We start from the raw sequence: 23564 nt of genomic DNA on the forward strand, positions 1-23564 counted from the left end.
ATCGATTGATTTCAAATGCGGCTGTAAATGGAGGAGAAACAGCGATTCTTACTTTTTTCCCTCATCCAAGAATGATTTTACAAGACGGTTCCGATATTAAATTATTGAACACTATTGACGAAAAATCATATCTTTTAGAAAAATGCGGAATTGACCATTTAATTATTCACCCGTTCGACCAAGAGTTTTCCAGATTAACAGCTGCAGAATTTGTAGAAGAAATTCTGGTGAATCAATTCCATTTAAAAACAATTATCATTGGGCATGACCATCGTTTTGGAAGAAATAGAACTGCTAATATTGATGACTTAATTGAATTTGGAAAACAGTTCTCCTTTAATGTAGAACAAATTTCAGCTCAAGAAATTGATCAAGTTTCTGTAAGTTCTACGAAAATAAGAAATGCACTTAATGAAGGTAATTGTCAATTAGCGAATGAGTACTTAGGTTATCCTTATCAATTGTCAGGTATTGTTGAGAAAGGAAAAAGTATTGGTCGAACAATCGATTTTCCAACAGCTAACTTAGAAATCAAAGAACCTTACAAACTAATCCCCAAAAATGGCGTTTATGTTGTTTCAGCTTTGTTAAACTATGAAACAGTTTTTGGAATGATGAATATTGGCTTTAATCCAACAGTAAACGGTGAAAAAAAATCCATAGAAATTCATTTTTTTAATTGGATAACCGATTTATACAATCAAGAAATTCAGGTAAATATTCATGAGCGAATCCGTGATGAACAAAAATTTAATTCTATTGATGAACTCAAGGTACAATTAGAAGAAGATAAAATTACCTCCCAATACGTAATTAATACTATGAAATTATGAGAAAATTGTGGCAACCTATCGATAATGCACCTTTAATCATATTCCGAATCTTTTTTGGTTTTCTATTAGCTGCGGAATCTTTTGGTGCCATATTAACCGGTTGGTTAAGAAAAATTTTAGTAGAACCAACATTCACTTTTTCACACATTGGTTTTGAATGGTTGCAACCACTTCCGGGTTACGGTATGTATGCCTATTATGTACTCATGGGCATCATGGGAATTAGTGTTATGTTAGGTTACAAATACCGCTGGACTTTAGGAATTTTTACTATTCTTTGGACGGGCATTTACCTCATGCAAAAAGAAGCCTACAATAATCATTATTATCTTTTAGTTCTTGTTTGTATCATTATGTTATTGCAACCTGCAAACAAATACGCTTCGATTGACGCAAAAAACAATCCCGCTATCAAAAGCCTAACCATGCCGCAATGGTGTTCGTGGATTATGATCTTTCAAATGATTATTGTCTATTTTTATGCAACAGTTGCTAAGTTCTATCCCGGTTGGTTAGAAGGAACATTTGCTAAAAATCTGTTTACGCCAATGACCGGATTTCCGATTATCGGTCCGGTTTTTAAAGAACATTGGTTTCATTTATTCATTACCTATTCCGGTATTTTATTTGACGGGTTGATTATTCCCGCTTTGCTCTGGCGAAAAACTCGAACCATTGCTTTAATTGCTTCCTTACTGTTTCATTTATTCAATTCAGCAACTTTAAAAATTGGCATTTTTCCTTATTTTGCCTTGAGTTTTGCAGTTTTCTTTTATGCTCCTGAAACCATTCGCAGACTTTTTTTTAAAAGCAAACCTGTTGTAGAAGAACCTGCCGATCCTTTCCAAATCAACAAAAAAATTACGGTATTTTTTATACTTTTTTTCACTTTTCAACTACTGATGCCACTTAGACATTGGTTAATCAAGGGTGATGTGTTATGGACCGAAGAAGGACACCGCCTTAGCTGGCGAATGATGCTCAGACAACGTTCCGGTTACGTAACTTTCAACATTATTGACCGTAAAACCAAAGAACAATGGAGTCATTTATTTGACGATGAAGTCACTTATAAGCAACGCGGACTTTTAACTTCCAAACCCGATGCCATGTGGCAATATGCCCAACGTTTGAAGAAGGAATACGCACAAAAAGGTAAAGATGTAAGCATATACATCGATGCATATGTTTCCGTTAACAACGGCCCCCAAAGACAATTATTAGACCCAAAAGTAGATTTTGCTGAAGCCAAATGGGATTATTTTTGGCACAACGATTGGATTTTATTGTATGATGAAAAAGGAAATTTGATTGAAAAAAAGGACTAATTGCTAATTTTACTTCAATCGATGGACTCAAAATTCTCCTATCCGGAAGTCTTAAAAAAAATGGAATACTACTGTGCCTATCAGGAGCGATGCCATTATGAAATTTATGAAAAATCAAAAGCTTTTTCGTTAACTCATCAAGAACGTGACGAACTAATGGTTTATTTAATTGACCATAATTTTTTAAACGAGGAACGTTTTGCTAAAAGTTTTGTTCGAGGCAAACACGAATATAAAAAATGGGGCAAAGTGCGATTGGCTAATGAACTTAAGAGTCGAAAAATTACTCCCACTTTAATTCAAATTGCTTTAAAAGAATTGGATGATGACAAATACTTGGACACGTTTAATTACGTAGCTGAAAAAATCTGGGAAACTACCATTGAAAAAAACTTTCTTAAAAAAAGAAAAAAATGTTGCGACTTTCTCCTGAGAAGAGGTTTTGAAAGTGATTGGGTGTACGAAAAAATAAAAGAACTAGAAAATAAAAAATAAAAAAGGAGCAATTTTACAATGCTCCTTTCTTTATTTCAAAAAAACGCTACTCAAAAATCATACTTTACTCCAAAAAGTAAGTTCCCTTTGGGCATTGGAACCAAATTTGTTTCGGTATATTCTACATTAAAAATATTATTTGCCATTACTGAAAACTCCATCGCTTTGAATTTAATTATAATATTGGCATCAACAATACCATAACTCTCGCCGGAAGTTCGCTCGACGTATCGATAGGAAATGGTTTGCGAGATATTTTTAAAAAACTGACTGTTCCATTGCCCTGTAAATTGGTGTTTGGCAGAATTAATAGAATAGCGTGAAAATGCTGCTTCAATTTCTTCGATGTCGTCTTCAATAAATGTATAGCCTACGTTGATTCTTTGTGCGAATGAAAACCAAGTATATTTATAGTTGGAAGACAGTTCAAATCCTTTGGTATTTAATTCTCTAATATTATTGGCTTGGAATTTATCTGTTTCCTGTTCTTTTGTATAATCAATCAGATTTTCGGCATCTCTATTGAAAAAAGCGGCGGTAAAATCAAATTTATTTTTAGTAAATACTATTCCGATTTCCTCCGAAAGAGCTTCTTCTTGCTTTAAATTTTCATTTCCTAAAGTGGTTGGGTCGCTGTAATACAAATCGGTATACGTTGGTATTCTATAGGTCTTTCCAACATTGGCATAAGTTCTGAATTGTTTGGAAACTTGGTAACCCACATCAATTCCCGGGAAAATATTTCCATCAAAATCGCTGTAATAATTAGCCGCTAAACCGGGAGTGATATCGAATTTAGAATCAAATAATAAAAATCGGTGTTCAAAGAAAAAGGTTGTCATCAATCGGTCCCTATCACCCAAATTATTACTAGACAAATAAACTTTAGCTACATCAACCCCTAAACCGGTAGTTCCTAAAGTAGATTTTATGGCCATATTCAACTCTGCTCCTACTTTATTAGTAATATGTAAATTTCGATAAATTTCAGGATTGTTGCGAACAAAAACATATTCGTCTTGGTTTCTACGCCAATAAACTCTGGGCTTATATGTTATAGTTTTTTTAGTAAATGCAGTTTGTACTCCTATCAAACTCCCCTGTGTTTCTTCATATTGATTAATAGCAGCAGGTGTTGCGTAAAATCCGTTGGCACCAAATTTTCTTTCAGAAAAAGTGGCTAAAATATCAATAGGCATCTCACTTGATTTGATGGTGCTTTTGATAAAATAGTTTTGATTGTCATAGTCGGTATTAAAGCGATAACCTTCGGAGATGTTTCTTGAAAACTGTACGATGTGTGCCGTTTTTTCATAATCTTGTGTGAGGGTTGCCGATAAATTTAGTTGTTCATAGGATCCTGCCTGACCTTGCAACGTAAATTTATCTGCGATGACTTTTTTTGTGACAATATTGATAGCTCCTGTAAACGCATTTTGCCCAAATATTCGAGCTGCAGGTCCTTTAATAATTTCTATTCGTTCGATTACTTCAATAGGCAATGCTAAATTCATGGTATGGTGGCCTGTTTGTGCGTCTTCCACTTTAATTCCATCAATCAATAAAAGCGTTTGATCAAAACTTCCGCCACGAATATATAAATCGGCTTGCATACCGCTAGTGCCTCTTCTTCGAACGTCGACCCCTGAAACAAGCAATAATAAATCGGCTACATTGGTTACGCCACTTTGCTTGATTTGCTCCGACGTAATTAATTGAATAGTTCTTGAATTTTTTGAAAATGGAAGGTCAATTCGAGTGGACGAAACGATGACTTCACTAAGAGTATCACTTTTTATCGTTTCTTGTGCCCAAATTGAAAAAGTAGAAAATAGAAATAGGTATATAAATTTATTTAACTTCATTGTACTTAATTTTCGGCAAAAATACCGTTTTATATAGAATGACAAAGAATCCTATAAATAAATATTCCCTCCTACTGCAGCTTTTTCTTAACACCAAATTTGTTGATAAATCTTATAAGTGTATTGCCGCCAAAGCCAAATAAAGGCATAAAAAAACCCAACAAATAATGTTGGGCTTTCTAAACTTATTTGAAAAATTCTTTATTGTTTGTATTAATCAGCCAATACAATTACTTTATTGTCTTTCATTTCCAGTGTTCCTGAAGCAATTTCAAGTGTATAGTTTTGGTCGTTTACTTTGGTAAATTTACTTGCTACATCCTTACTGATTTTAAAACTTGGAGCGGCAATTTTCACTGTTCCTTGTTTTAAAATAGAAACGATAGGTGCGTGATTATTCAAAATTTGAAATGATCCGTCAACACCCGGTAAGGTAATGGAGGTAATTTCGCCCTTGAATAAAGTGGCTTCCGGTGATACTATTTCTAAAATCATATTTTTTAGGAGTTAGAAGATGGAAGATGGAAGATGGAAGATGAAAAGTTTTACTTATCGCTTCCAACTTCCAGCTTCCAGCTTAATTAAGCTTCTGCCAACATTTTTTGTCCGGCTTCAATTGCATCTTCGATAGTTCCTTTCAAGTTGAAAGCAGCTTCGGGAAGGTGATCCAATTCTCCGTCAATAATCATGTTGAAGCCTTTGATGGTATCCTTAATATCAACCAAAACACCTGGAATACCTGTAAACTGCTCCGCTACGTGGAAAGGTTGTGATAAGAAACGTTGTACACGACGAGCACGAGATACTGATAATTTATCTTCTTCAGATAACTCTTCCATACCTAAAATCGCGATGATATCTTGTAATTGTTTGTATTTCTGTAAAATCTCTTTTACTCTTTGTGCACAATCATAATGTTCGTCACCTAAAATTTGAGCAGTCAAAATTCTTGAAGTAGAATCCAATGGATCTACTGCAGGATAAATACCCAACTCAGCAATTTTACGAGACAATACGGTTGTAGCATCTAAGTGAGCAAAAGTTGTTGCTGGAGCCGGATCTGTTAAGTCATCTGCAGGAACGTAAACCGCTTGTACAGATGTAATAGAACCTTTGTTTGTTGAAGTAATACGCTCTTGCATCGCACCCATTTCAGTTGCTAATGTTGGTTGGTAACCTACCGCAGAAGGCATACGACCTAAAAGAGCCGATACCTCAGAACCTGCTTGGGTAAAACGGAAAATGTTGTCAACGAAGAAAAGTACATCTTTCCCTTGATCTGTACCTGCACCATCACGGAAATATTCTGCAATAGAAAGTCCGGATAAAGCTACACGAGCACGAGCTCCTGGTGGTTCGTTCATCTGTCCGAATACGAAAGTAGCTTTAGACTCTCTCATGCCCGGTTTATCAACTTTAGATAAATCCCATCCCCCATTTTCCATTGAGTGCATGAAATCTTCTCCATATTTTATAATACCCGACTCTAACATCTCACGAAGCAAGTCGTTCCCTTCACGTGTTCGTTCACCTACTCCTGCGAATACTGAAAGTCCACCGTGACCTTTAGCGATATTGTTAATCAACTCTTGAATCAAAACAGTTTTACCAACACCGGCACCACCAAATAATCCAATTTTACCACCTTTTGCGTAAGGCTCGATAAGGTCGATTACTTTAATCCCTGTGAATAAAACTTCGGTAGAAGTTGATAATTGATCAAATTTTGGAGCAGGTCTGTGAATCGAAATTCCGTCTGCACCTGCTTTTGGTAAATCTCCTAAACCATCAATGGCATCTCCGATTACGTTAAAAAGGCGTCCGTAAATATCTGCACCAATAGGCATTTGAATTGGAGCCCCGGTAGCCTCTACTGCAGTGCCTCTACTCAAACCGTCTGTTGAATCCATCGAAATAGTTCGCACGGTATCCTCACCAATGTGAGATTGTACTTCTAATACTAAGATAGAACCATCTTTTCTGTTGATTTCTAACGAATCATAAATTTTTGGCAAATCGGCATCTTTTGAATCAAACACTACGTCAACAACCGGTCCGATGATTTGGGAAACTTTTCCTATTACTTTTGACATTGCTTATGTATTTATTAAATAGCTATTTAGGTTTCTGAAAAACATTTTATTTTTCAGAGTGCAAAGATAATTTTTATAAATATAAAATCAATAGCGTTTGACTATTTTTTTATGTATTTTTTGAAGTATTTTAATGGAAGCCTTATTGTCAATAAGAATCCTGCACCAAAATGAAAAAACCACGTTGGTTGACGTGGTTTTTGTGTAATAAAAATTAGATTTTGTATTTAATTTAAGATAGCCGGATAAGAAATTGGAAATTCAGCCATTCGTCTTGCGGGGAAATTGGAACCATAGGTAGCATTTATAGCTTCTAAAAATTTATTGGCTATATATGCATTTCCTCTGGCTGTGATATGAACTCCGTCTAATGAAAAAGCTCCGCCTGATACATAAGTGGCAGTCATCGTGAAATTTTCAAAACGAATACCGCCGCTTGACAATTGTCTCATTAATGCATTTGCATCAACAAAAGCCAACCCTTTAGCATCCGCAATAGCTTTTATTGACACATTAAAAGCATCAGTAGCTACAATCACCTGATTTGCTTCAAAAGCTGTAAGCGTAGTATTGTCTTGCATTGGAAAAGAAACACCAACGGTATTGAATGGTGGAGGAACTCCAGGTTGAGTAGTAGCTATTACGCCTCTTGCTGGAAGCACAATAAAATCTCTTGTAGCAGGTGCGTTACTTGCATGTCTGGCTTGACCATACAAACCTCCTAAAAAAGTAGCTGTTGGCACACCCAATAATGGTGAAAGTGCAGCAGTAATCTGAGCAGATATATTTACTAAACTATCATCAACAATTAATAACGGATTTGCTTCTCTGGTAGATGGATTACCATCATCAGCAACAAGCGTGCTAAATCTTGCGGGTAAACCATTGGCTGCTAAAGCGGCATTAATACCTCCAAATAATTGATTAAGTTGCGTTGCATTTGCAGGTGGTAAACCCGGAATCGGATTGGTTGGCACCGTTGTGAAATAAGGTATAGAAGTTACATACGGTAAATTAGCCACAACTCCCTTAGCACCATTTGCAGTTAATGCGTTGATTAATCCTTGATACACATTAGCAAACACATTTGGATCTGTTATGTCGTTCCCTCCATAGGTTGCCGGATTTAAATTTCCTGCTTGGTTTACGCCTGTTCCTCCTGAAGTTGCATAACTCAAAACATCATTGTTTCCTATCCAAAGAGAGAAAAAGGTTGGGTTTTGAGCCACAGCATCTTGAATGACACTAGTTGAAGGTGAAGAGGCAAATCGAGCAAAGTAAGGATTTGCTTGTCCCGTAGGCACTCCCGCTACATTGCCATATCCAGGTGCCACAAGGTGAAAACTTTTTGCCCCGGGAATACCCAAATTATTAAATGGCCCGGCTAAAATACTTGTGACCTCTGTCGTTGGTACTCCACCAGGTAGTGGAACAGGTGCCACACCATTAAAAATTAAACGGGGTCCTTGGATTGGGGTTCCTCCTAAAAGCAAACCACCAACGTTATCATTCATATACGGAACTGTGAAGGCTCCGCCGCCGCCGTTTGGCAGTGCAAATTGCTCCGCCATTAACTTAGGATAGGCGTTTTGCTGTGAAGCCACGAATAATGCTCCATCACTGAAGCCGGCAGTAAGAGAATTTCCTAATGCCACATACTTTGAGAAATCCGCACTTCCTGGGGTAATAATTAAATCGGCCGGTTCTGATGAAGAATCATCGTCTGAACATGCTGCAATAGTTAGTGCAACTAAAAACAGCCATTTGAAATTTTTTATCATGATTTTATATAATTAAAAAGAATGAATAGATTAAGGATTAATAGTCAAAGAAAGCAAGTATGTTTGACCGATTAATCCGGCACCAATTACTTGTAAGTAGTCATCTCCAAATAAATTAGAAGCACTAAGTTTAATAACCGATTTCAAACTTGGAATAGCATAACTTGCTTGAGCATCAAAAACTGTAACAGCAGGAATCGTTCCATCTGCAAAAGAGGATTGCCATAAGTAAGTATCGCTCCAACGAACGTTTACAAAAGCCCCAAAGTTTTTAAAGATAGAAGGGCTTCCAAAAGAACCTTTAACTCTGTGTTTGGGTGTGTTAAACCCTGCAATAAACGTTGGGTCTTTTGATTGATCAAAATCAAATTCAGCATAATTATAATTAACTCCTAATTCATAATTTTGGTATACTTTTTTATTTAAACCAACACCAAAACCTAAGGAAGTGATTTCTGAGGTAGAGTTAGAATACACTTGAAACACACGTCTGTCGCCGTTTGCTAAAGCAGCATATGACAATAAATTTGATGGATTTGATGGGTCATTACCAACAGTCCCATAATAAGGGGTAATGACACGTGAAGTACTCATGAAATCATTATAAATATTATAATATGCATTTAAATCAACCGATAAGCCTTCTACTATTGACTTATAACCTACTTCAAAAGCTTGAACTTGCTCCGGTTTAACCAAACCTATATTGGCAACTTCCAAATCATCTGGGTTACCAGATGCTGCGAATGCCTGAACTGAAGGAATTGTATACGCATTATTATAGGCGTTTTGTCCACTTAAGGTCACTGTAGATCCCACTCCAGGCAATGTTTGACCTTGAAGACTAACAGGTAATGTTTCTTGGTATCTGTCTAAGTTATCAGCAGCTGAACCTATCAATGCGAATGGTCCTAGATTTAAACCAATATATAAATCTTGAGTGGTTGGGTTTCTAAATCCTGTTTGGTAGGAAGCTCTGAAATTATGATTTTTTTTATCTCCGGCAGAGTACACAAATGATACTCTAGGTGAATATTGACCATCAAATAATTCAGACTTATCGTAACGAACAGAAGCGGTTAATTTCAGACGATCGTCCATTAATTTTTTCTGTCCTTGAACATAAACACCGTATTCAGAGTAATCGATAGGACCGTCAAAATCTGTAAAAATGGTTCCTTGTGAATTTAATTCATAGACTCTATAGGATCCTCCAACTTGAAATTCTGCAAATTTGATTACCTCTTTGAAGTTATAATTTGCATCACTATGATAAATTCTTGAATTATCAATGAACTTTGCCCCCTGAGTTAAATCAGGATTTGAGGCAACGGTTTCAAGAGCTTGTGCAAACTGTGGTGTTCCCGGTTGAAATTGTGCTTGTCCGTTTGGAACTAAGTTTAAACCAGTAATTGGCGTATTATTCGTTGCAAAATTTCTGGCGGCAGCTGCTGCTTGATCGGCATTAAATCCAAGAAAAATTTGTGATTGTAAAAAGGCAGTAGCATAGTCGGTAAACCAACCTTGATCAGATTTGGCTGCACGGTTTACGTTCCAAGCTGCAAAACGCATGTCATAGGAATCTCCGGCGTCTTCTGTAGTTACATAGGCTCTCACAAAAAAGTTGCGGTTTCTAACTTCCAATCTAACTTGTTGCATCAAGAAGTTTTCTAAACGATATCTGTTAGCTCCTTGATAAATGGTGTTCCCTAAACCAACTTTGTACTGAGCCACAAATTCTAAATCATTTTTCCATGGTTTAAAATGTAGTGATATATCAGACTTTACACTTTCAATCGTATTGTCATTCATATTTTGTTCCAAATAACCCGTACGACTCACTTGTCCAACGTTTGGAATAAAAGTAGTTACCTCATCCCCATAAACATTTAAACCATCATAGTTGGGATTAATTCTTGTATTACCGCCAGAAGTAACACTTCTAGTATCACCTGCAATCCATTCAGTGGCATCCAAAAAGTTAATATTCCACTTGGCTGCAAAAACATCCGAAAATTTATGTGCGGCACGAAAACCAACATCCAAGTAATTATTTGTTCCCCCAATTTCTTGACTGGTAACTCCTCCTTTAACATAAGTACTAATACCTTGGTAATCAAATGGATTTTTACTATTCATAAAAAGAATACCATTAAATGCATTGGCACCGTACAACGCAGAGGATGCTCCTGGTAATAACTCTACACTTTGAACGTCTAAATCGTTTAGTCCAATAAGATTTCCTAAAACGAAGTTTAATGCAGGTGACGAATTATCCATACCATCAACCAATTGCATGAAACGAGTATTTGCAATCGTAGCAAAACCTCGGGTATTAACCGATTTAAATGACAAGCTACTTGTGTTCACTTGTACTTCTTTTAAATTTTCTAATCCCTCATAGAACGAAACCGCCGTAGTGTTTTTCACGTCTGCCATTCCCATTCGCTCAATAGTAACCGGCGATTCAAGAATACGCTCCGGTGTTCGAGATGCTGAAACTACAATCTCATTTAATTTGGTTTCTTCTTCTGTTAATTTTGCATTAACTACTTGCTTGTTGCTTTTAATTTCAACTTTTTGAGTACTAAATCCTATACTTGATACTTCAATAGTATACGGTGGATTTTTTTGTGTAGCTAATGTGAATTTACCGTCAAAATCGGTAACGGTACCAATGGCTTCACCAACAATTTTAATGCTGGCTCCAGGAATGGGTTGATTGGCTGCATCAACAACAGTTCCCGAAATTGAACTTTGAGCAAAAGTGATGCTGCAAAAAAACAATGACAGTACAAATAAATACAATTTCATAAGGTTTGAGATTTGTTAGTTTAGGGAGGCAAATTACAAATTATTTCTAAATATTTAAATATATGTTTGTTTTTAATTACATAACATAATTTTTTCGTTGTTTTTATGTGATTTTCGCAATAGCAATCTTTTGCATTATTTTTAATTTTTTATGAAAAAAAAGATAAATACTATGCGTTCATAGTATTTTTTAGAATTTCAATACATTTTCTTCAAAATATTTTAAAAAAAACGAAATCGTTTTCGCAAAAAAAAAGCAAGAAAATTTTCTCGCTTTTAACATAAAAATAAGTTTTTGACTATTCTACGGTAACCGATTTCGCCAAATTTCGGGGTTGATCTACATTACAACCTCTCAAAACTGCAATATGATACGATAATAATTGCAAGGGTATGGTTGTTAATAAGGGCGATAATGCATCCGAAGTTTCCGGAATTTCTATCACGTGATCCGACAATTCTCTAACTTGTGTATCCCCTTTAGTAACTATAGATATGATTTTCCCACTTCTGGATTTAATCTCTTGAATATTACTAACCACTTTGTCGTAATGACCTAATTTGGGTGCAATCACAATAACCGGCATTTGCTCGTCAATGAGTGCAATGGGTCCGTGCTTCATTTCTGCGGCAGGGTAACCTTCGGCGTGTATATAGGAAATCTCTTTAAGTTTTAAGGCTCCTTCCAAAGCTACGGGAAAATTATAGCCTCTGCCTAAATATAAACAATTGGTGGTGTCTTTATAAATCTTAGCAATTTCCAACGTAACGTCATTGGTTAATTGAAGTGTTTCCTGCACTTTCTCAGGAATTAATTCCAATTCATTTAAATATCGAAAGAAATCTGATTTTGACAAAGTTCCTTTTGCTTTCGCCAAGCGTAAGGCTATTAATGTCAATACTGTAATTTGAGTGGTAAATGCTTTGGTAGATGCTACCCCAATTTCAGGACCCGCATGGGTGTATGCTCCGGCATGCGTCTCCCGGGAAATCGAAGACCCAACCACATTACAAACACCAAAAACAAATGCTCCGTTTTCTTTAGCCAATTTAATTGCAGCTAATGTATCTGCCGTTTCACCGGACTGAGAAATAGCAATAACCACATCCTTTTTATTGATGATTGGATTGCGGTAACGAAACTCGGAAGCATATTCAACTTCTACAGGAATTCTCGTAAATTCTTCAATCACGTATTCTGCTACCAGACCTGCATGCCATGAAGTTCCACAAGCAACGATTAAAATTCGCTCTGCTTGTAAAAATTTTTCCAAATTATCCTCAATCCCTGCCATTTTAATGATACCGGTATTGGATGATAATCTTCCGCGATACGTGTCCTTAATTACATTCGGTTGCTCATAAATTTCTTTGAGCATAAAATGTTTATAGCCTCCTTTTTCAATTTGCTCCAAATTCATTTTTAGCTCTTGAATATAAGGATCAACTAAAGTATCATCTTTAATTTTACGAACTTTTACCGGTCGATGCAAACGAATAATAGCCATTTCTTCATCTTCTAAATAAATGGCGTTGGCAGTATATTCAATAAAAGGTGACGCATCTGAAGCAATAAAAAATTCATCAAGTCCGATACCAATAGCAAGCGGACTTCCTAACCGTGCTACAACAATTTCATCCGGTTTGTCAATATCAAAAACCGCAATGGCATAGGCTCCAACAACTTGCGTCAATGCAATTTGAACCGCTTTTCCAAGTTTTATCTTTTCTTTTTTCTGAACTTCTTCAATCAAATTAACCAACACCTCCGTGTCCGTATCCGATTGAAAGGAATAGCCTCTTTTAATTAACTCCTTTTTTAAAGGCTCATAATTTTCTATGATACCATTATGAATAATCACTAATTTGCCGGAATTAGAGACATGGGGATGCGAGTTTATATCGTTTGGAACACCATGAGTAGCCCATCGGGTATGACCCATTCCAATGGTGCCATGAATGTTATCTTCCTTGATTGCTTTTTCTTCTAAGTCGGCAACTTTTCCTTTAGTTTTGGTTACTCTGAGAGAAGTTCCATCGTGAAGCATAATTCCCGCACTGTCATAACCACGATATTCCAATCGTTTTAATCCTTTGATAACAACTGAGTATGCATCGCGATGACCTATGTATCCTACAATTCCACACATATCAAATACTATTAATTAATTTCAGTGTAAAAAATTTCAAACTTGATTCGTTTGTCAGCTGGAACCGCGGGAGCCGTACCGTGCAAAATAGTACCTAAAGGATTCATAACAGACGCCATTGGTGCCTTTTTTATGGTGCTAGAGCCAGGGTTTTTTCGATCCATGTTGGAAACTATACGATAATCTTCCGTAACTACTAATCCCAAGCGAACGTTGGTAGAATCATTTCGAATCAAATTTGCAACATGGTTGGTTATTCTGATTCTATATCTATCTCCTCGGTTACTTTCGTCTGTTGGTAACTTTTGAATGATTCCATCATGAACAAACTTGCCATTTTTTGGGGCCGTAGTATTTGTAGTAACATCTGTAAAATAATCAAGTAGAGGCCTGTTATTATTCAAATCATACAAATAAACTCGATTAGGTTCAACTACAGTAAGACCTAATTCATCTCTATCTATGTAAAAAGTTAAACTTGCTTCATTAATTCGCCAATTCAAAGTCCGTAGCGAATCTAGTTGACCGCTATTTCCAAAAAGATCAATCACAGTCATGGAGCCTAAACCTCCTTTCAGATATAACTTTTCGTCACCGGTTGCCGCATTTACATTGCTCAAAGCATCTGAATATTCCATATTTACATTTGAAATATCTTGCAGACTTACGGTATTACCGCTCATGTTCAACTCTATTGTTTTTTCAATCCGAGTTGTTTCGCCGCTCACAACTCCATCTTCGGTATAAGTGATTGTGACTTTTCCTTTTGTAAAATCCATCAAAGCTAAAGCACCATTCTCTCCCGGAATTTTTTCAATTTTAAAATATAAACCTCTGAAATAGTTTTTAAAAACGTTGTTGTTTACCATATTTGCTTTTCCAACATCACTAACAATTTTATTCTCAAAATACTCTTTATTTAAATTCAGTTTCAAGGCCGGTGGTAAATAGGTTGTCGTAGTATCACCATCATCATCTACAGTAATTTCTTTTATTTCAGATTTATCAAAAAAGAACGCATCATTTTGATTGACCGCAGTAGAATCATTCAACCGACTGCCAAACAAAACTGAATTGCCATCAGCATCCGTTCCATATCTATTCAAATCAAAATCAGGCCGTTGATCTGCAAAAAAAGTTTGTCCTTCTGTAAATCCACTAGCGGGATTTGTATCTCTTAAAAAGTAACCGTTTTCAAAGACACTTAACTTCATTTTTGATTCTGGTGTTCCATAAATTGATTCTAATACATAAGTAGAAGTACCATCTGATGCAGTGACTTTTTTACGTGGATCAAAAAAATAAGGAACTACTAATTCTACCTTTTCCACTTTTAAACTAGCCCCGAAGGTTGGGTTTAAATTGGCACTACTTAATTGCAACTGTGTTACAAAATGAGCTGTTGTGGTATGAAAATTAGGATCTTGATAAACCCCTAAAGGATTCACGGGAAGATTGTTTGACTGCATCACCCCCAAACCCTGATTGTAAGCTATAACATTTTTTGATCTGAAAGATTTAAGGTTGTAATTGTTTTCCCCAATAATATTTGCGTCAATAGTATTAAAATCCTTGTCGCAAGAAACAAACACAAGGGCAACAAAACCTAAAATAAATTTTTTAATGAAACTTTTTCTAAACATTGGTACAGGTAAATAAATTATAAAACTACGTTTTTGTAGAAGTTAGTATATGCCTCTGCAAAACTATCTTTCGGTGTGAAAGGTAAAAAAGGTTTTTGTGAAGATTCTATATATTTTGTTAAACTTGGCGACACATTGGGCGAAGCAATTATAAGGGCATCAGAATGTTGAACAGCCACCTGAATAAGGTTTTCATAATTGGGAAGTTTCAGGTCTGAAACTGCATCTTGCGGGACTCCGTCAAACAGAACTTTATTAATCATCTCTAGATCCAAAGCTCCATCAAAAGATTGTCCGTAAACAGAAGTAACAATTTTAGTATCCATAAATAAAGCCTCATTTTTATAATAATGCTTCATATAAACAGGCAATAAAGAAGCCATCCAACCGTGCACATGTATAATATCCGGAACCCAATTTAATTTCTTGACGGTTTCTACCACTCCTTTGGCAAAGAAAATAGCTCGCTCATCGTTGTCGGGAAACAAGACACCGTCTTCATCAGAAAAAGTAGCTTTTCGTTTAAAATATTCGTCGTTATCAATAAAATAAACCTGAATGCGTTCCTTTGGAATAGATGCCACTTTAATAATTAAAGGCATGTCTAAATCATTCACCACTAAATTCATGCCTGATAAACGTATAACTTCATGCAATTGATGCCTACGCTCGTTAATATTTCCAAATCGGGGCATAAAAATACGAATTTGCCCACCTTGATCATTGATCATTTTTGGCACATCATACGACATAGTCGAAACTTCATTTTCTGCCAAATAGGGCACCACTTCAGATGATACATACAATATCCTCTTATCCTCCATAATAGTTTTGAACTTTATTAGTTACATTTAAAAACACGCAAAATTACAAAATTTTATGGAGTTATGGACTAAAATAGTAAGTTTGCAACCTATTTTAATTTATTATTCATGCTCATTTTCAATAAAAAGGCAGCATTAGTCAGCTATCTTAAACCGTTCATTGCATCAAAAAAATCCATTGGATTTGTGCCTACCATGGGTGCACTTCATGAAGGTCACTTGTTTTTAATAGCTACTTCTATAAATAATAATACAGTTACTGTGGTGAGCATTTTTGTAAATCCAACACAATTCAATAATCCGGATGATTTGAAAAAATATCCACGAACACTTGAAAAAGACGTTGAAAACATAAAAAAAGTGAGTCCAAATGTAATTGTCTACGCTCCTTCAGTTGAGGATATTTATGAAGGAAGTACCTATTCTGAATCGTATTCTTTTGATGGTTTAGAATTCCAAATGGAAGGCAAATTCAGACCCGGACATTTTGACGGTGTCGGAACAGTTGTCAAACGCCTTTTTGAAATTATTCAGCCATCCAATGCTTATTTTGGCGAAAAAGATTTTCAGCAATTGCAAATTGTCCGGAAATTAGTAGAAAAACACCACATCCCCGTAAATATAGTTGGTTGTCCTATTCATCGGGAAGAAAACGGACTTGCCATGAGTTCCAGAAATGAGAGACTTACCGCTCAAGAACGTCAAGAAGCTTCTCTCATATTTAAAACATTGCAAACCGCAAAAGAAAAATTTGGCACAAAAAGTGCTAAAGAGGTTACCGAATGGGTTCAAAAAGAATTTCAAAACAACACTAATTTCACATTAGAATATTTTGAAATTGCCGATGAAAACACGCTAATTACTTGTATTCGCAAATCAAAAAGCAAAAAATACAGAGCATTTATAGCGGTTTTTGTCAACAACATTCGATTGATAGATACGATTTCATTAAATTAATTACCTTTGCACCATGCAAATTCAAGTTGTAAAATCCAAGATTCACCGCGTGACGGTTACTGGAGCAGATTTAAACTATATTGGAAGTATTACCATTGACGAAGCTTTGATGGAAGCATCCAATCTTGTTGAAGGAGAAAAAGTTTCTATTGTTAATATTAACAATGGCGAACGTTTGGAGACATATGTTATCAAAGGAAACAGAAACAGTGGTGAAATAACACTCAATGGCCCTGCCGCAAGAAAAGTCCAAAAAGGTGATATTATCATCATTATATCTTATGGAATTATGGACATTGAAGAGGCAAAATCATTCAAGCCATCCTTGGTTTTCCCAAATGAAAAAGACAATTCATTGACCTAATCTTTTGAAAAAGCAAATCAGCAAATGGTTATCCATACTACTCCCAATAGCCTTGGGAGTTTTTTTAATTATTTACACCTACAATAAATTTACACCGCAACAATTAGTAGAAATCAAATTCCAATTTAAAAATGCAGAGTACAAATATATTTTACTCTCACTTCTTTTCGGATTTGTAGCTTTATTATCAAGAGCCTACCGTTGGTCGTTTACTTTGGAACCGCTGGGTTATCAACCAAAACTACTGAATACTTTTATGGCGGTTTGTGTAGGCTATTTTATGAACATGACTATCCCTCGATCAGGCGAAATTAGCCGTGCGTTAGTTGTAAAAAAATACGAAGAAATACCCTTTGACAAAGGTTTTGGAACCATCATTGCCGAACGAATTGTAGATATGTTTATTCTACTTTCATTTATTGCAACTGCATTTTTTCTGCAATATGAAATTTTTGAATCATTCGTCTTGGATAAAATTTCTCCCAAACAATTACTATTTCTGGGGATTATTGGATTGATCGGACTACTAGCTTTTGTTCTCATTTTCAAGTATTCAAAAAATCAAAAAATAGTTGCAATCAAACACAAAATTGCCGGATTGTTAGAAGGATTTTGGAGCATTACTAAAATGGATAAAAAATGGGCCTTCCTTGCCCATACACTCATTATTTGGGGCTCCTATTTAGTCATGTTTTATGTAACCATATTTGCTTTGCCCGAAACTTCTAATCTGAGTTTTAACGCAGTAATTATCGCATTTGTTGTGGGTGGACTAGCCATCACTTTAACCAATAGCGGTTTTGGTGCGTATCCATTTTTAATTGCCAATATTCTCTTATTCTACAACATACCGGAAACAGCCGGAAATGCCTTTGGTTGGATTGTGTGGACATCGCAAACACTGATGATTGTGATTTTGGGCACATTATCGTTTTTATTCTTACCTCTTCTCAACAAAAACAAATAAATTACTATCTTGCTGACGGATTTCCCCTAATCGTAGAATCGTTACATTTAAAAAACAGCAAGTATGAAAAATTTTATTTTTATTCTGATAAGTTTAATTACTCTAGATGTTTTCTCTCAAAAAACAGTAGAATTATTTGATTCGAAAAAATTGGGAGAAGAACGTGAAATTACCGTAAGCTTGCCAAAATCGTATGAAAAAGAAACCAAGCGAAAATATCCACTCTTGGTACTTTTAGACGGAGATTATTTGTACAGCACATTTCAAGGCACTTTAACATACGGCAATTATTGGGACGATTTGCCCGAAGTAATAATTGTTGCCGTGACACAAAATAAAAATGACGAACGTTATGAAGATTGTCAATGGGATGAAAAATTAGGTTTACCCATTGATAAAGGCAAAAATTTCTTCGAATTTCTTGCCATTGAATTAATGCCATATATTGAAAAAAGCTATCGTATTGCTCCTTTCAAAATAATAGCAGGACATGACACAACTGCCGGGTTCTCAAATTTATACTTGTATAAAGATGACCCTGTATTTGATGCATATATATCGTTAAGTCCAGACTTACCAACCGAAATGGAAAACCTTTTGCCGCTGGCAATGAACCAAATTAATAAACCAATCTTTTTTTACCTTGCAACGGCAGATGGCGACATCAAAAAATTGCAAACTAAAATTAAAAAATTAAATGAAGGACTAGTTCCTGTAGAAAATCCTTTGTTTAATTACAAATTTGATGACTTCAAAGGAGCTACACATTATTCGCTAGTTTTACAAGGTGTACCTAGTGCATTGTATCAAATTTTTGCAGTGTACCAGCCTATCAGCAGTTTAGAATACCAAGAAAAACTACTCACTATGGAAAGCGGCCAGGTACAATACCTCATCGATAAATACGAAACCATAGAAAAAACATTAAATATAAAAATGCCTATGCGACTAAGTGACTTTAAAGCAATTGAATCCGCCGTTATTAGTAAAAAAGATTACAATGCATTAGACGAACTGTCGATTGTAGCCGAAAAACAATACCCAAAATCAATGTTGCATGATTACTACATGGCATTAATGTATGAGAAAAAAGGATTGTATGAAAAAGCAAAAAAGAACTATTTAAGTGCCATGCAAAAAGAACCCATTGGCGATTTAAACAAAGATTCAATGTACGAGAAAGCCGAGCAAATGAAATCGATGCCCGCTGAATAATTATGTCAAAAGTTAAAACTTCTTTTTTTTGTCAAAACTGTGGCACACAATATTCCAAGTGGCAGGGACAATGCCACGCCTGTCAGCAATGGAATACCATTGTGGAAGAAGTGATTCAAAAAGAAGAAAAAACAAGTTGGAAACCTAATTCATCAGAAACTAAAAAGGCTCCGAAACCTTTACTAATCAAAGATATTGATTCCAGTCAGGAAATTCGTTTAGACACAACCGATGGCGAATTAAATAGAGTGTTAGGCGGCGGATTAGTCCCCGGTTCTTTAACGCTTTTGGGTGGAGAACCCGGCATCGGGAAAAGTACTTTATTGCTTCAGATTTCTTTAAAATTACCCTATAAAACATTGTATGTTTCGGGCGAAGAAAGTCAGAAGCAAATAAAAATGCGTGCCGAACGAATCACGCCCAACGGCGACAATTGTTTCATTCTAACCGAAACCAAAACGCAAAACATCTTCAAGCAAATTCAGGAAATTGAGCCCGAGATTGTGATTATTGATTCCATTCAAACTTTGCATACCGATTACATTGATTCAACGGCGGGAAGTATTTCGCAAATTAGGGAATGTACTGCCGAACTTATCAAATTTGCCAAAGAAACCAATGTTCCCGTTTTACTCATCGGACACATTACCAAAGACGGAACCATCGCAGGTCCAAAGATTTTGGAACACATGGTGGATACGGTTTTGCAATTTGAAGGTGACCGCAATCATGTGTATCGAATTTTGCGTTCCTTAAAAAATCGCTTTGGTTCGACAGCAGAAATTGGCATTTATGAAATGCAAGGTTCCGGTTTACGCGAAGTGGCCAATCCTTCCGAAATATTAATTTCCCACAAAGAAGAAGAACTTTCGGGAACAGCCATTGCTTCTACACTAGAAGGCATGCGTCCGTTGATGATTGAAATCCAAGCGTTGGTAAGTACTGCTGTTTATGGAACACCACAACGAAGCACTACCGGTTACAATGCTAAACGGTTAAACATGATTTTGGCTGTTTTAGAAAAAAGAGCCGGATTCCGTTTGGGTGCAAAAGATGTGTTTTTAAACGTTACGGGAGGAATTTCGGTAGATGATCCTGCGATAGATTTAGCAGTAGTCGCCGCCATTTTATCCTCTAATGAGGATATTCCGGTAGGTAAAAACTTTTGTTTTGCCGGTGAAGTAGGTTTGGCTGGTGAAATTCGCCCTATTAATCGCGTAGAACAACGAATTTTAGAAGCTGAAAAATTGGGGTTTTCTACCATTTTTGTTTCCAAATACAATAAGATATCTTTAAAGAATACACTAATCGACATTAAATTAGTGGCAAAAATTGAGGATGTTGTTGAGCAATTATTCGGATAGAAAGTCAGTTACTTTTATGCATCATCCAATGAGAACCACCAAACAAAAAATAGTTTTAGCTTTAAAAATTGCACTCGTGGTTCTGGTGTTGGCTGTTGGATTGCTTTTCGTTTTCCGTAATAGTCTATTGCAAAAAGCCATTGCAAAAATTCAAACCAAATTAGCTACCGAATACCAATGTCAGTTCTCCGTTAAAAAAGCATCTTTTGAAGGAATCACGGGAGTTGTATTGGAAGATATTTTGTTACTTCCCAAAAACGCCGACACGCTTTTGTCGGTTAAAAAAATAAAAACCAATTATAGTTTTTTTCAACTATTAACCGGCGACATTCAATTGAACAATTTAGAAATGACTGACGGCTACATTCAATTGGTTAAAAATAAGAAAGGTCGAAACTTCGATGCGTTCCTTAAAAGAAATCCAAAAGAAGTGAAAACAACCGGCAAAAGAGATTATGCAGAAACTGCGAATCGTTTGCTGACCAAAGTATTCAATCTGGTTCCAGCCGAAATGAATCTTTCCAATTTATCCTTGAAAGTGGATGACATGGGAAGGAAGGTAAATCTGCATTTGAACACATTGACTTTGGATGACCACCAATTGCAAACCGCAATCAATGTCACCACTCAAACATTCAGTCAGAATTGGAAAGTCAGCGGAATGGCGAATCCTCGAAAAAAAATAGCCGATTTAAAATTATCATCTGCAGATGCAACCAACATACGTTTGCCGTATATCGATGAGCGAATCGGTATGATTACCACTTTTTCAGATATCCATATCACACTTGATAATTTAGAAATGGAAAGTGGCGAACTACACATTGATGGAATGGCTGCGATTGATGATTTAACTGTAAACCACCGAAGAATTGCCTCAAAAGATGTAGTGATTGAAAAAGCGGAATTCGATTACCGCTTGGTAATAGGCAGTGATTTTTTAGCAGTGGACAGTACCTCAATTGCCAAATTGAACCAAATAACCGTGCATCCGTTTGCCAAATACAGTACCGAAAAAGACACGGTTTACACCTTGAAAGTAGGCATCCCGAAAATGAAAGCTCAAGATTTTATCAACTCATTGCCCAAAGGGTTGTTTTCTAATTTTGAAGGCATGCAAGCTCAAGGTTCTTTTGATTATCAATTGGACTTTGAATTCAATAAAAACAATCCGGATGCGTTGGTATTTGAAAGTAAAATCACCAAAGACCAATTCAAAATTCTGAAATACGGCGAAGCTGATTTATCTAAATTAAATGGCGAATTTGTTTACAACGCTATTGAAAACGGTCGCAAACAACGGTCGGTTTTGGTTGGAGCAGGAAACCCGTATTTTACTCCGTTAACAGAGATTTCTCCGTTTTTACAAAAAGCAATTTTGACCTTTGAAGACCCACAATTTTACAATCACGCCGGATTTAGTACCGAAGCTTTTAAACAATCCATTGCGAAGAATATCAAAACCAAAAAGTTTTCTCGCGGTGCCAGTACAATTAGCATGCAATTGGTGAAAAACGTATTTCTGACACGCGAAAAAACCCTTTCCCGAAAGTTGGAAGAAATCCTGTTAGTCTATTTACTGGAAAACAACCGATTGGTTTCCAAATCCAGAATGTTAGAAGTCTATTTCAACGTGATTGAATGGGGTCCGAATGTCTACGGAATTGGCGAGTCGGCTCAGTTTTATTTTGAGAAAAAACCAATGGATTTAACCTTGAATGAATCGTTGTTTTTGGCCTCCATTGTACCGAGTCCCAAAAAATTCATGTGGTTGTTTGACGACCAAGGCAATCAAAGACCCTACGCCGTTAGCAAACAAAAAATGTATAAAAACATTATGTTGAACCGCGGTTTAATTGAAGCCCAAGACAGTATTACCGCAGCCATCCCGGTGCAAATCAAAGGAAGCTCTCGCTCCTATTTGCGTTTAAAAATTGAACAGGATTCAACGGCGGTGGATTCGATTGAAATCGATGTGTTGGATTAGGTCTTTGCGATACTATCAGCAGATTATCAATATCTACTCATGCGAGTGATGAATACTCAAAATTCAAAATTAACAAATACTTTAAAAATAAAAATGTAAATTTGATTTCGTTTTATTTATTCAGGAACTATGACAACAGCCGCCTTAAAACACGTTAACAATAAATTAAAAAACTTACCTGACGCCTTAGTTGAGGAAGTAGAAAAATACATTGATTTTTTAGCTTTTAAGCATTCTCAAGAGAATCAACAGATACCTCAATGGCAACAAGACCTAGTTATAAAACGGATAAATGAAAATCAAATGCCTGTTGATGCTTTTGATATGATTGACGATTTAGATTCGTAGGAATGGAACATTACACGATTGTTGCCGACCCGCGAGTTAAAGACGATTTAAAGGAAGCCAAAGAGTATTTAAACAAAAAGAGGAGGGTCAGGCAAAAAATTCCTAAAGGAATACAAGAAAACATTAATCTATTTGCAGAAAAACCCGTTATTTCAAATTCGGTATAATAACGTCCATTGTTTGCCTCTGAAAACGTTCAAATACATGATTCATTTTCAAGTGCGAGAGCAAGAAAAAGTTGTTCATATTTATGCGGTTCTATCCACTTATTTGAACCCTGACTCGCATTATATAAAAAATCCTTAGTTATATATTCTTTACTAGCCCCTTAAATTTACGTTTAAAAATTGCATAGGATTCAACGGCGGTGGATTCGATTGAAATAGATGTCTTGGATTAGGTACATAACAAACTTTGCCTCTCATTTTGATTACAAGTACTTAATCCATTAAAAGCAATATCTTTTCAGTTAAAATTTTTGTTATGGGTACTTTTTCTTCATCCGGAATCCTTCGATGAACAAAATAAACTCTGTT

General features: G+C 35.9%; 19 protein-coding genes. 11 read left to right on the forward strand and 8 right to left on the reverse strand.

The genetic code is table 11. The features are described 5' to 3' along the window. From ribF to ACIQ2S_RS02395, 3 genes are all read left to right on the forward strand, one after another. Positions 1-833 (forward strand): riboflavin biosynthesis protein RibF (gene ribF, locus ACIQ2S_RS02385; RefSeq protein WP_396172494.1); only part of this gene is annotated, 833 nt, incomplete at its 5' end. After that, the gene (locus ACIQ2S_RS02390) at positions 830-2161 is read left to right on the forward strand and encodes an HTTM domain-containing protein (protein ID WP_396172496.1); all 1332 of its coding nucleotides are present in this window, start codon (positions 830-832) and stop codon (positions 2159-2161) included. The genes ribF and ACIQ2S_RS02390, both read left to right, overlap by 4 nt. Continuing rightward, positions 2162-2656, forward strand: a complete 495-nt coding sequence (locus ACIQ2S_RS02395) for a regulatory protein RecX (RefSeq protein WP_396172497.1) — start codon at positions 2162-2164, stop codon at positions 2654-2656. It begins immediately after the preceding gene. Positions 2657-2706: 50 nt separating this feature from the next. Here the strand turns inward: ACIQ2S_RS02395 and ACIQ2S_RS02400 are convergent, their stop codons facing one another. From ACIQ2S_RS02400 to ACIQ2S_RS02435, 8 genes are all read right to left on the reverse strand, one after another. Then, the gene (locus ACIQ2S_RS02400; RefSeq protein ID WP_396172498.1) at positions 2707-4521 is read right to left on the reverse strand and encodes a TonB-dependent receptor plug domain-containing protein; all 1815 of its coding nucleotides are present in this window, start codon (positions 4519-4521) and stop codon (positions 2707-2709) included. 213 nt (positions 4522-4734) lie between these two features. After that, positions 4735-5016 carry a F0F1 ATP synthase subunit epsilon gene (locus tag ACIQ2S_RS02405; RefSeq protein WP_396172501.1) on the reverse strand — a complete coding sequence of 94 codons (282 nt, stop codon included), beginning with the start codon at positions 5014-5016 and terminating at the stop codon, positions 4735-4737. A gap of 86 nt (positions 5017-5102) precedes the next feature. Then, positions 5103-6614: a F0F1 ATP synthase subunit beta gene (gene atpD, locus ACIQ2S_RS02410; protein WP_396172502.1), complete on the reverse strand. Its 1512-nt coding sequence runs from the start codon at positions 6612-6614 to the stop codon at positions 5103-5105. A 227-nt stretch (positions 6615-6841) separates the two neighbouring features. After that, the gene (locus ACIQ2S_RS02415; RefSeq protein ID WP_396172503.1) at positions 6842-8395 is read right to left on the reverse strand and encodes a G-D-S-L family lipolytic protein; all 1554 of its coding nucleotides are present in this window, start codon (positions 8393-8395) and stop codon (positions 6842-6844) included. A gap of 30 nt (positions 8396-8425) precedes the next feature. Next, positions 8426-11209 (reverse strand): TonB-dependent receptor domain-containing protein, encoded by a 2784-nt coding sequence (locus ACIQ2S_RS02420; RefSeq protein ID WP_396172504.1) that lies wholly within the window; start codon positions 11207-11209, stop codon positions 8426-8428. A 299-nt stretch (positions 11210-11508) separates the two neighbouring features. Continuing rightward, positions 11509-13359: a glutamine--fructose-6-phosphate transaminase (isomerizing) gene (gene glmS, locus ACIQ2S_RS02425; RefSeq protein WP_396172505.1), complete on the reverse strand. Its 1851-nt coding sequence runs from the start codon at positions 13357-13359 to the stop codon at positions 11509-11511. Positions 13360-13370: 11 nt separating this feature from the next. Then, complete coding sequence (locus ACIQ2S_RS02430) at positions 13371-15002, reverse strand: DUF4270 domain-containing protein (protein ID WP_396172506.1); 1632 nt, start codon at positions 15000-15002, stop codon at positions 13371-13373. Positions 15003-15019: 17 nt separating this feature from the next. Beyond that, positions 15020-15826, reverse strand: a complete 807-nt coding sequence (locus tag ACIQ2S_RS02435) for a glycogen/starch synthase (protein ID WP_396172507.1) — start codon at positions 15824-15826, stop codon at positions 15020-15022. Between the two features lie 108 nt (positions 15827-15934). On the opposite strand from ACIQ2S_RS02435, the gene panC reads away from it, so the two are divergent. From panC to ACIQ2S_RS02475, 8 genes are all read left to right on the forward strand, one after another. Continuing rightward, positions 15935-16783 carry a pantoate--beta-alanine ligase gene (panC, locus tag ACIQ2S_RS02440; RefSeq protein ID WP_396172508.1) on the forward strand — a complete coding sequence of 283 codons (849 nt, stop codon included), beginning with the start codon at positions 15935-15937 and terminating at the stop codon, positions 16781-16783. Between the two features lie 13 nt (positions 16784-16796). After that, positions 16797-17147, forward strand: coding sequence for an aspartate 1-decarboxylase (gene panD, locus ACIQ2S_RS02445; protein WP_396172510.1), 351 nt, complete (start codon positions 16797-16799; stop codon positions 17145-17147). Positions 17148-17151: 4 nt separating this feature from the next. Continuing rightward, positions 17152-18114 carry a lysylphosphatidylglycerol synthase transmembrane domain-containing protein gene (locus ACIQ2S_RS02450; RefSeq protein ID WP_396172511.1) on the forward strand — a complete coding sequence of 321 codons (963 nt, stop codon included), beginning with the start codon at positions 17152-17154 and terminating at the stop codon, positions 18112-18114. A 63-nt stretch (positions 18115-18177) separates the two neighbouring features. Continuing rightward, complete coding sequence (locus ACIQ2S_RS02455; RefSeq protein ID WP_396172512.1) at positions 18178-19329, forward strand: alpha/beta hydrolase; 1152 nt, start codon at positions 18178-18180, stop codon at positions 19327-19329. Positions 19330-19331: 2 nt separating this feature from the next. After that, on the forward strand, positions 19332-20693 hold the full coding sequence (gene radA, locus ACIQ2S_RS02460) for a DNA repair protein RadA (protein WP_396172514.1): 1362 nt from the start codon (positions 19332-19334) through the stop codon (positions 20691-20693). A 28-nt stretch (positions 20694-20721) separates the two neighbouring features. Then, positions 20722-22680, forward strand: coding sequence for a transglycosylase domain-containing protein (locus ACIQ2S_RS02465; RefSeq protein WP_396172515.1), 1959 nt, complete (start codon positions 20722-20724; stop codon positions 22678-22680). Positions 22681-22809: 129 nt separating this feature from the next. Continuing rightward, on the forward strand, positions 22810-23028 hold the full coding sequence (locus ACIQ2S_RS02470; RefSeq protein WP_396172516.1) for a hypothetical protein: 219 nt from the start codon (positions 22810-22812) through the stop codon (positions 23026-23028). A gap of 2 nt (positions 23029-23030) precedes the next feature. Further along, entirely contained in the window at positions 23031-23195 is a 165-nt protein-coding gene (locus tag ACIQ2S_RS02475; RefSeq protein WP_396172517.1) for a hypothetical protein, read from the forward strand. Positions 23196-23564 lie beyond the last annotated feature (369 nt).

Origin of the sequence: Flavobacterium sp., assembly GCF_044371705.1 — a bacterium.
Classification (GTDB): Bacteria; Bacteroidota; Bacteroidia; order Flavobacteriales; family Flavobacteriaceae; genus Flavobacterium.

Excerpts from the sequence above, each read along its gene's own strand:
- ACIQ2S_RS02390 (WP_396172496.1), top strand. The coding sequence starts at position 830 with ATGAGAAAATTGTGGCAACCTATCGATAATGCACCTTTAATCATATTC.
- ACIQ2S_RS02400 (WP_396172498.1), bottom strand. The coding sequence starts at position 4,521 with ATGAAGTTAAATAAATTTATATACCTATTTCTATTTTCTACTTTTTCA.
- ACIQ2S_RS02405 (WP_396172501.1), bottom strand. The coding sequence starts at position 5,016 with ATGATTTTAGAAATAGTATCACCGGAAGCCACTTTATTCAAGGGCGAA.
- atpD (WP_396172502.1), bottom strand. The coding sequence starts at position 6,614 with ATGTCAAAAGTAATAGGAAAAGTTTCCCAAATCATCGGACCGGTTGTT.
- ACIQ2S_RS02415 (WP_396172503.1), bottom strand. The coding sequence starts at position 8,395 with ATGATAAAAAATTTCAAATGGCTGTTTTTAGTTGCACTAACTATTGCA.
- ACIQ2S_RS02420 (WP_396172504.1), bottom strand. The coding sequence starts at position 11,209 with ATGAAATTGTATTTATTTGTACTGTCATTGTTTTTTTGCAGCATCACT.
- glmS (WP_396172505.1), bottom strand. The coding sequence starts at position 13,359 with ATGTGTGGAATTGTAGGATACATAGGTCATCGCGATGCATACTCAGTT.
- ACIQ2S_RS02430 (WP_396172506.1), bottom strand. The coding sequence starts at position 15,002 with ATGTTTAGAAAAAGTTTCATTAAAAAATTTATTTTAGGTTTTGTTGCC.
- ACIQ2S_RS02435 (WP_396172507.1), bottom strand. The coding sequence starts at position 15,826 with ATGGAGGATAAGAGGATATTGTATGTATCATCTGAAGTGGTGCCCTAT.
- panC (WP_396172508.1), top strand. The coding sequence starts at position 15,935 with ATGCTCATTTTCAATAAAAAGGCAGCATTAGTCAGCTATCTTAAACCG.
- panD (WP_396172510.1), top strand. The coding sequence starts at position 16,797 with ATGCAAATTCAAGTTGTAAAATCCAAGATTCACCGCGTGACGGTTACT.
- ACIQ2S_RS02455 (WP_396172512.1), top strand. The coding sequence starts at position 18,178 with ATGAAAAATTTTATTTTTATTCTGATAAGTTTAATTACTCTAGATGTT.
- radA (WP_396172514.1), top strand. The coding sequence starts at position 19,332 with ATGTCAAAAGTTAAAACTTCTTTTTTTTGTCAAAACTGTGGCACACAA.
- ACIQ2S_RS02465 (WP_396172515.1), top strand. The coding sequence starts at position 20,722 with ATGAGAACCACCAAACAAAAAATAGTTTTAGCTTTAAAAATTGCACTC.
- ACIQ2S_RS02470 (WP_396172516.1), top strand. The coding sequence starts at position 22,810 with ATGACAACAGCCGCCTTAAAACACGTTAACAATAAATTAAAAAACTTA.
- ACIQ2S_RS02475 (WP_396172517.1), top strand. The coding sequence starts at position 23,031 with ATGGAACATTACACGATTGTTGCCGACCCGCGAGTTAAAGACGATTTA.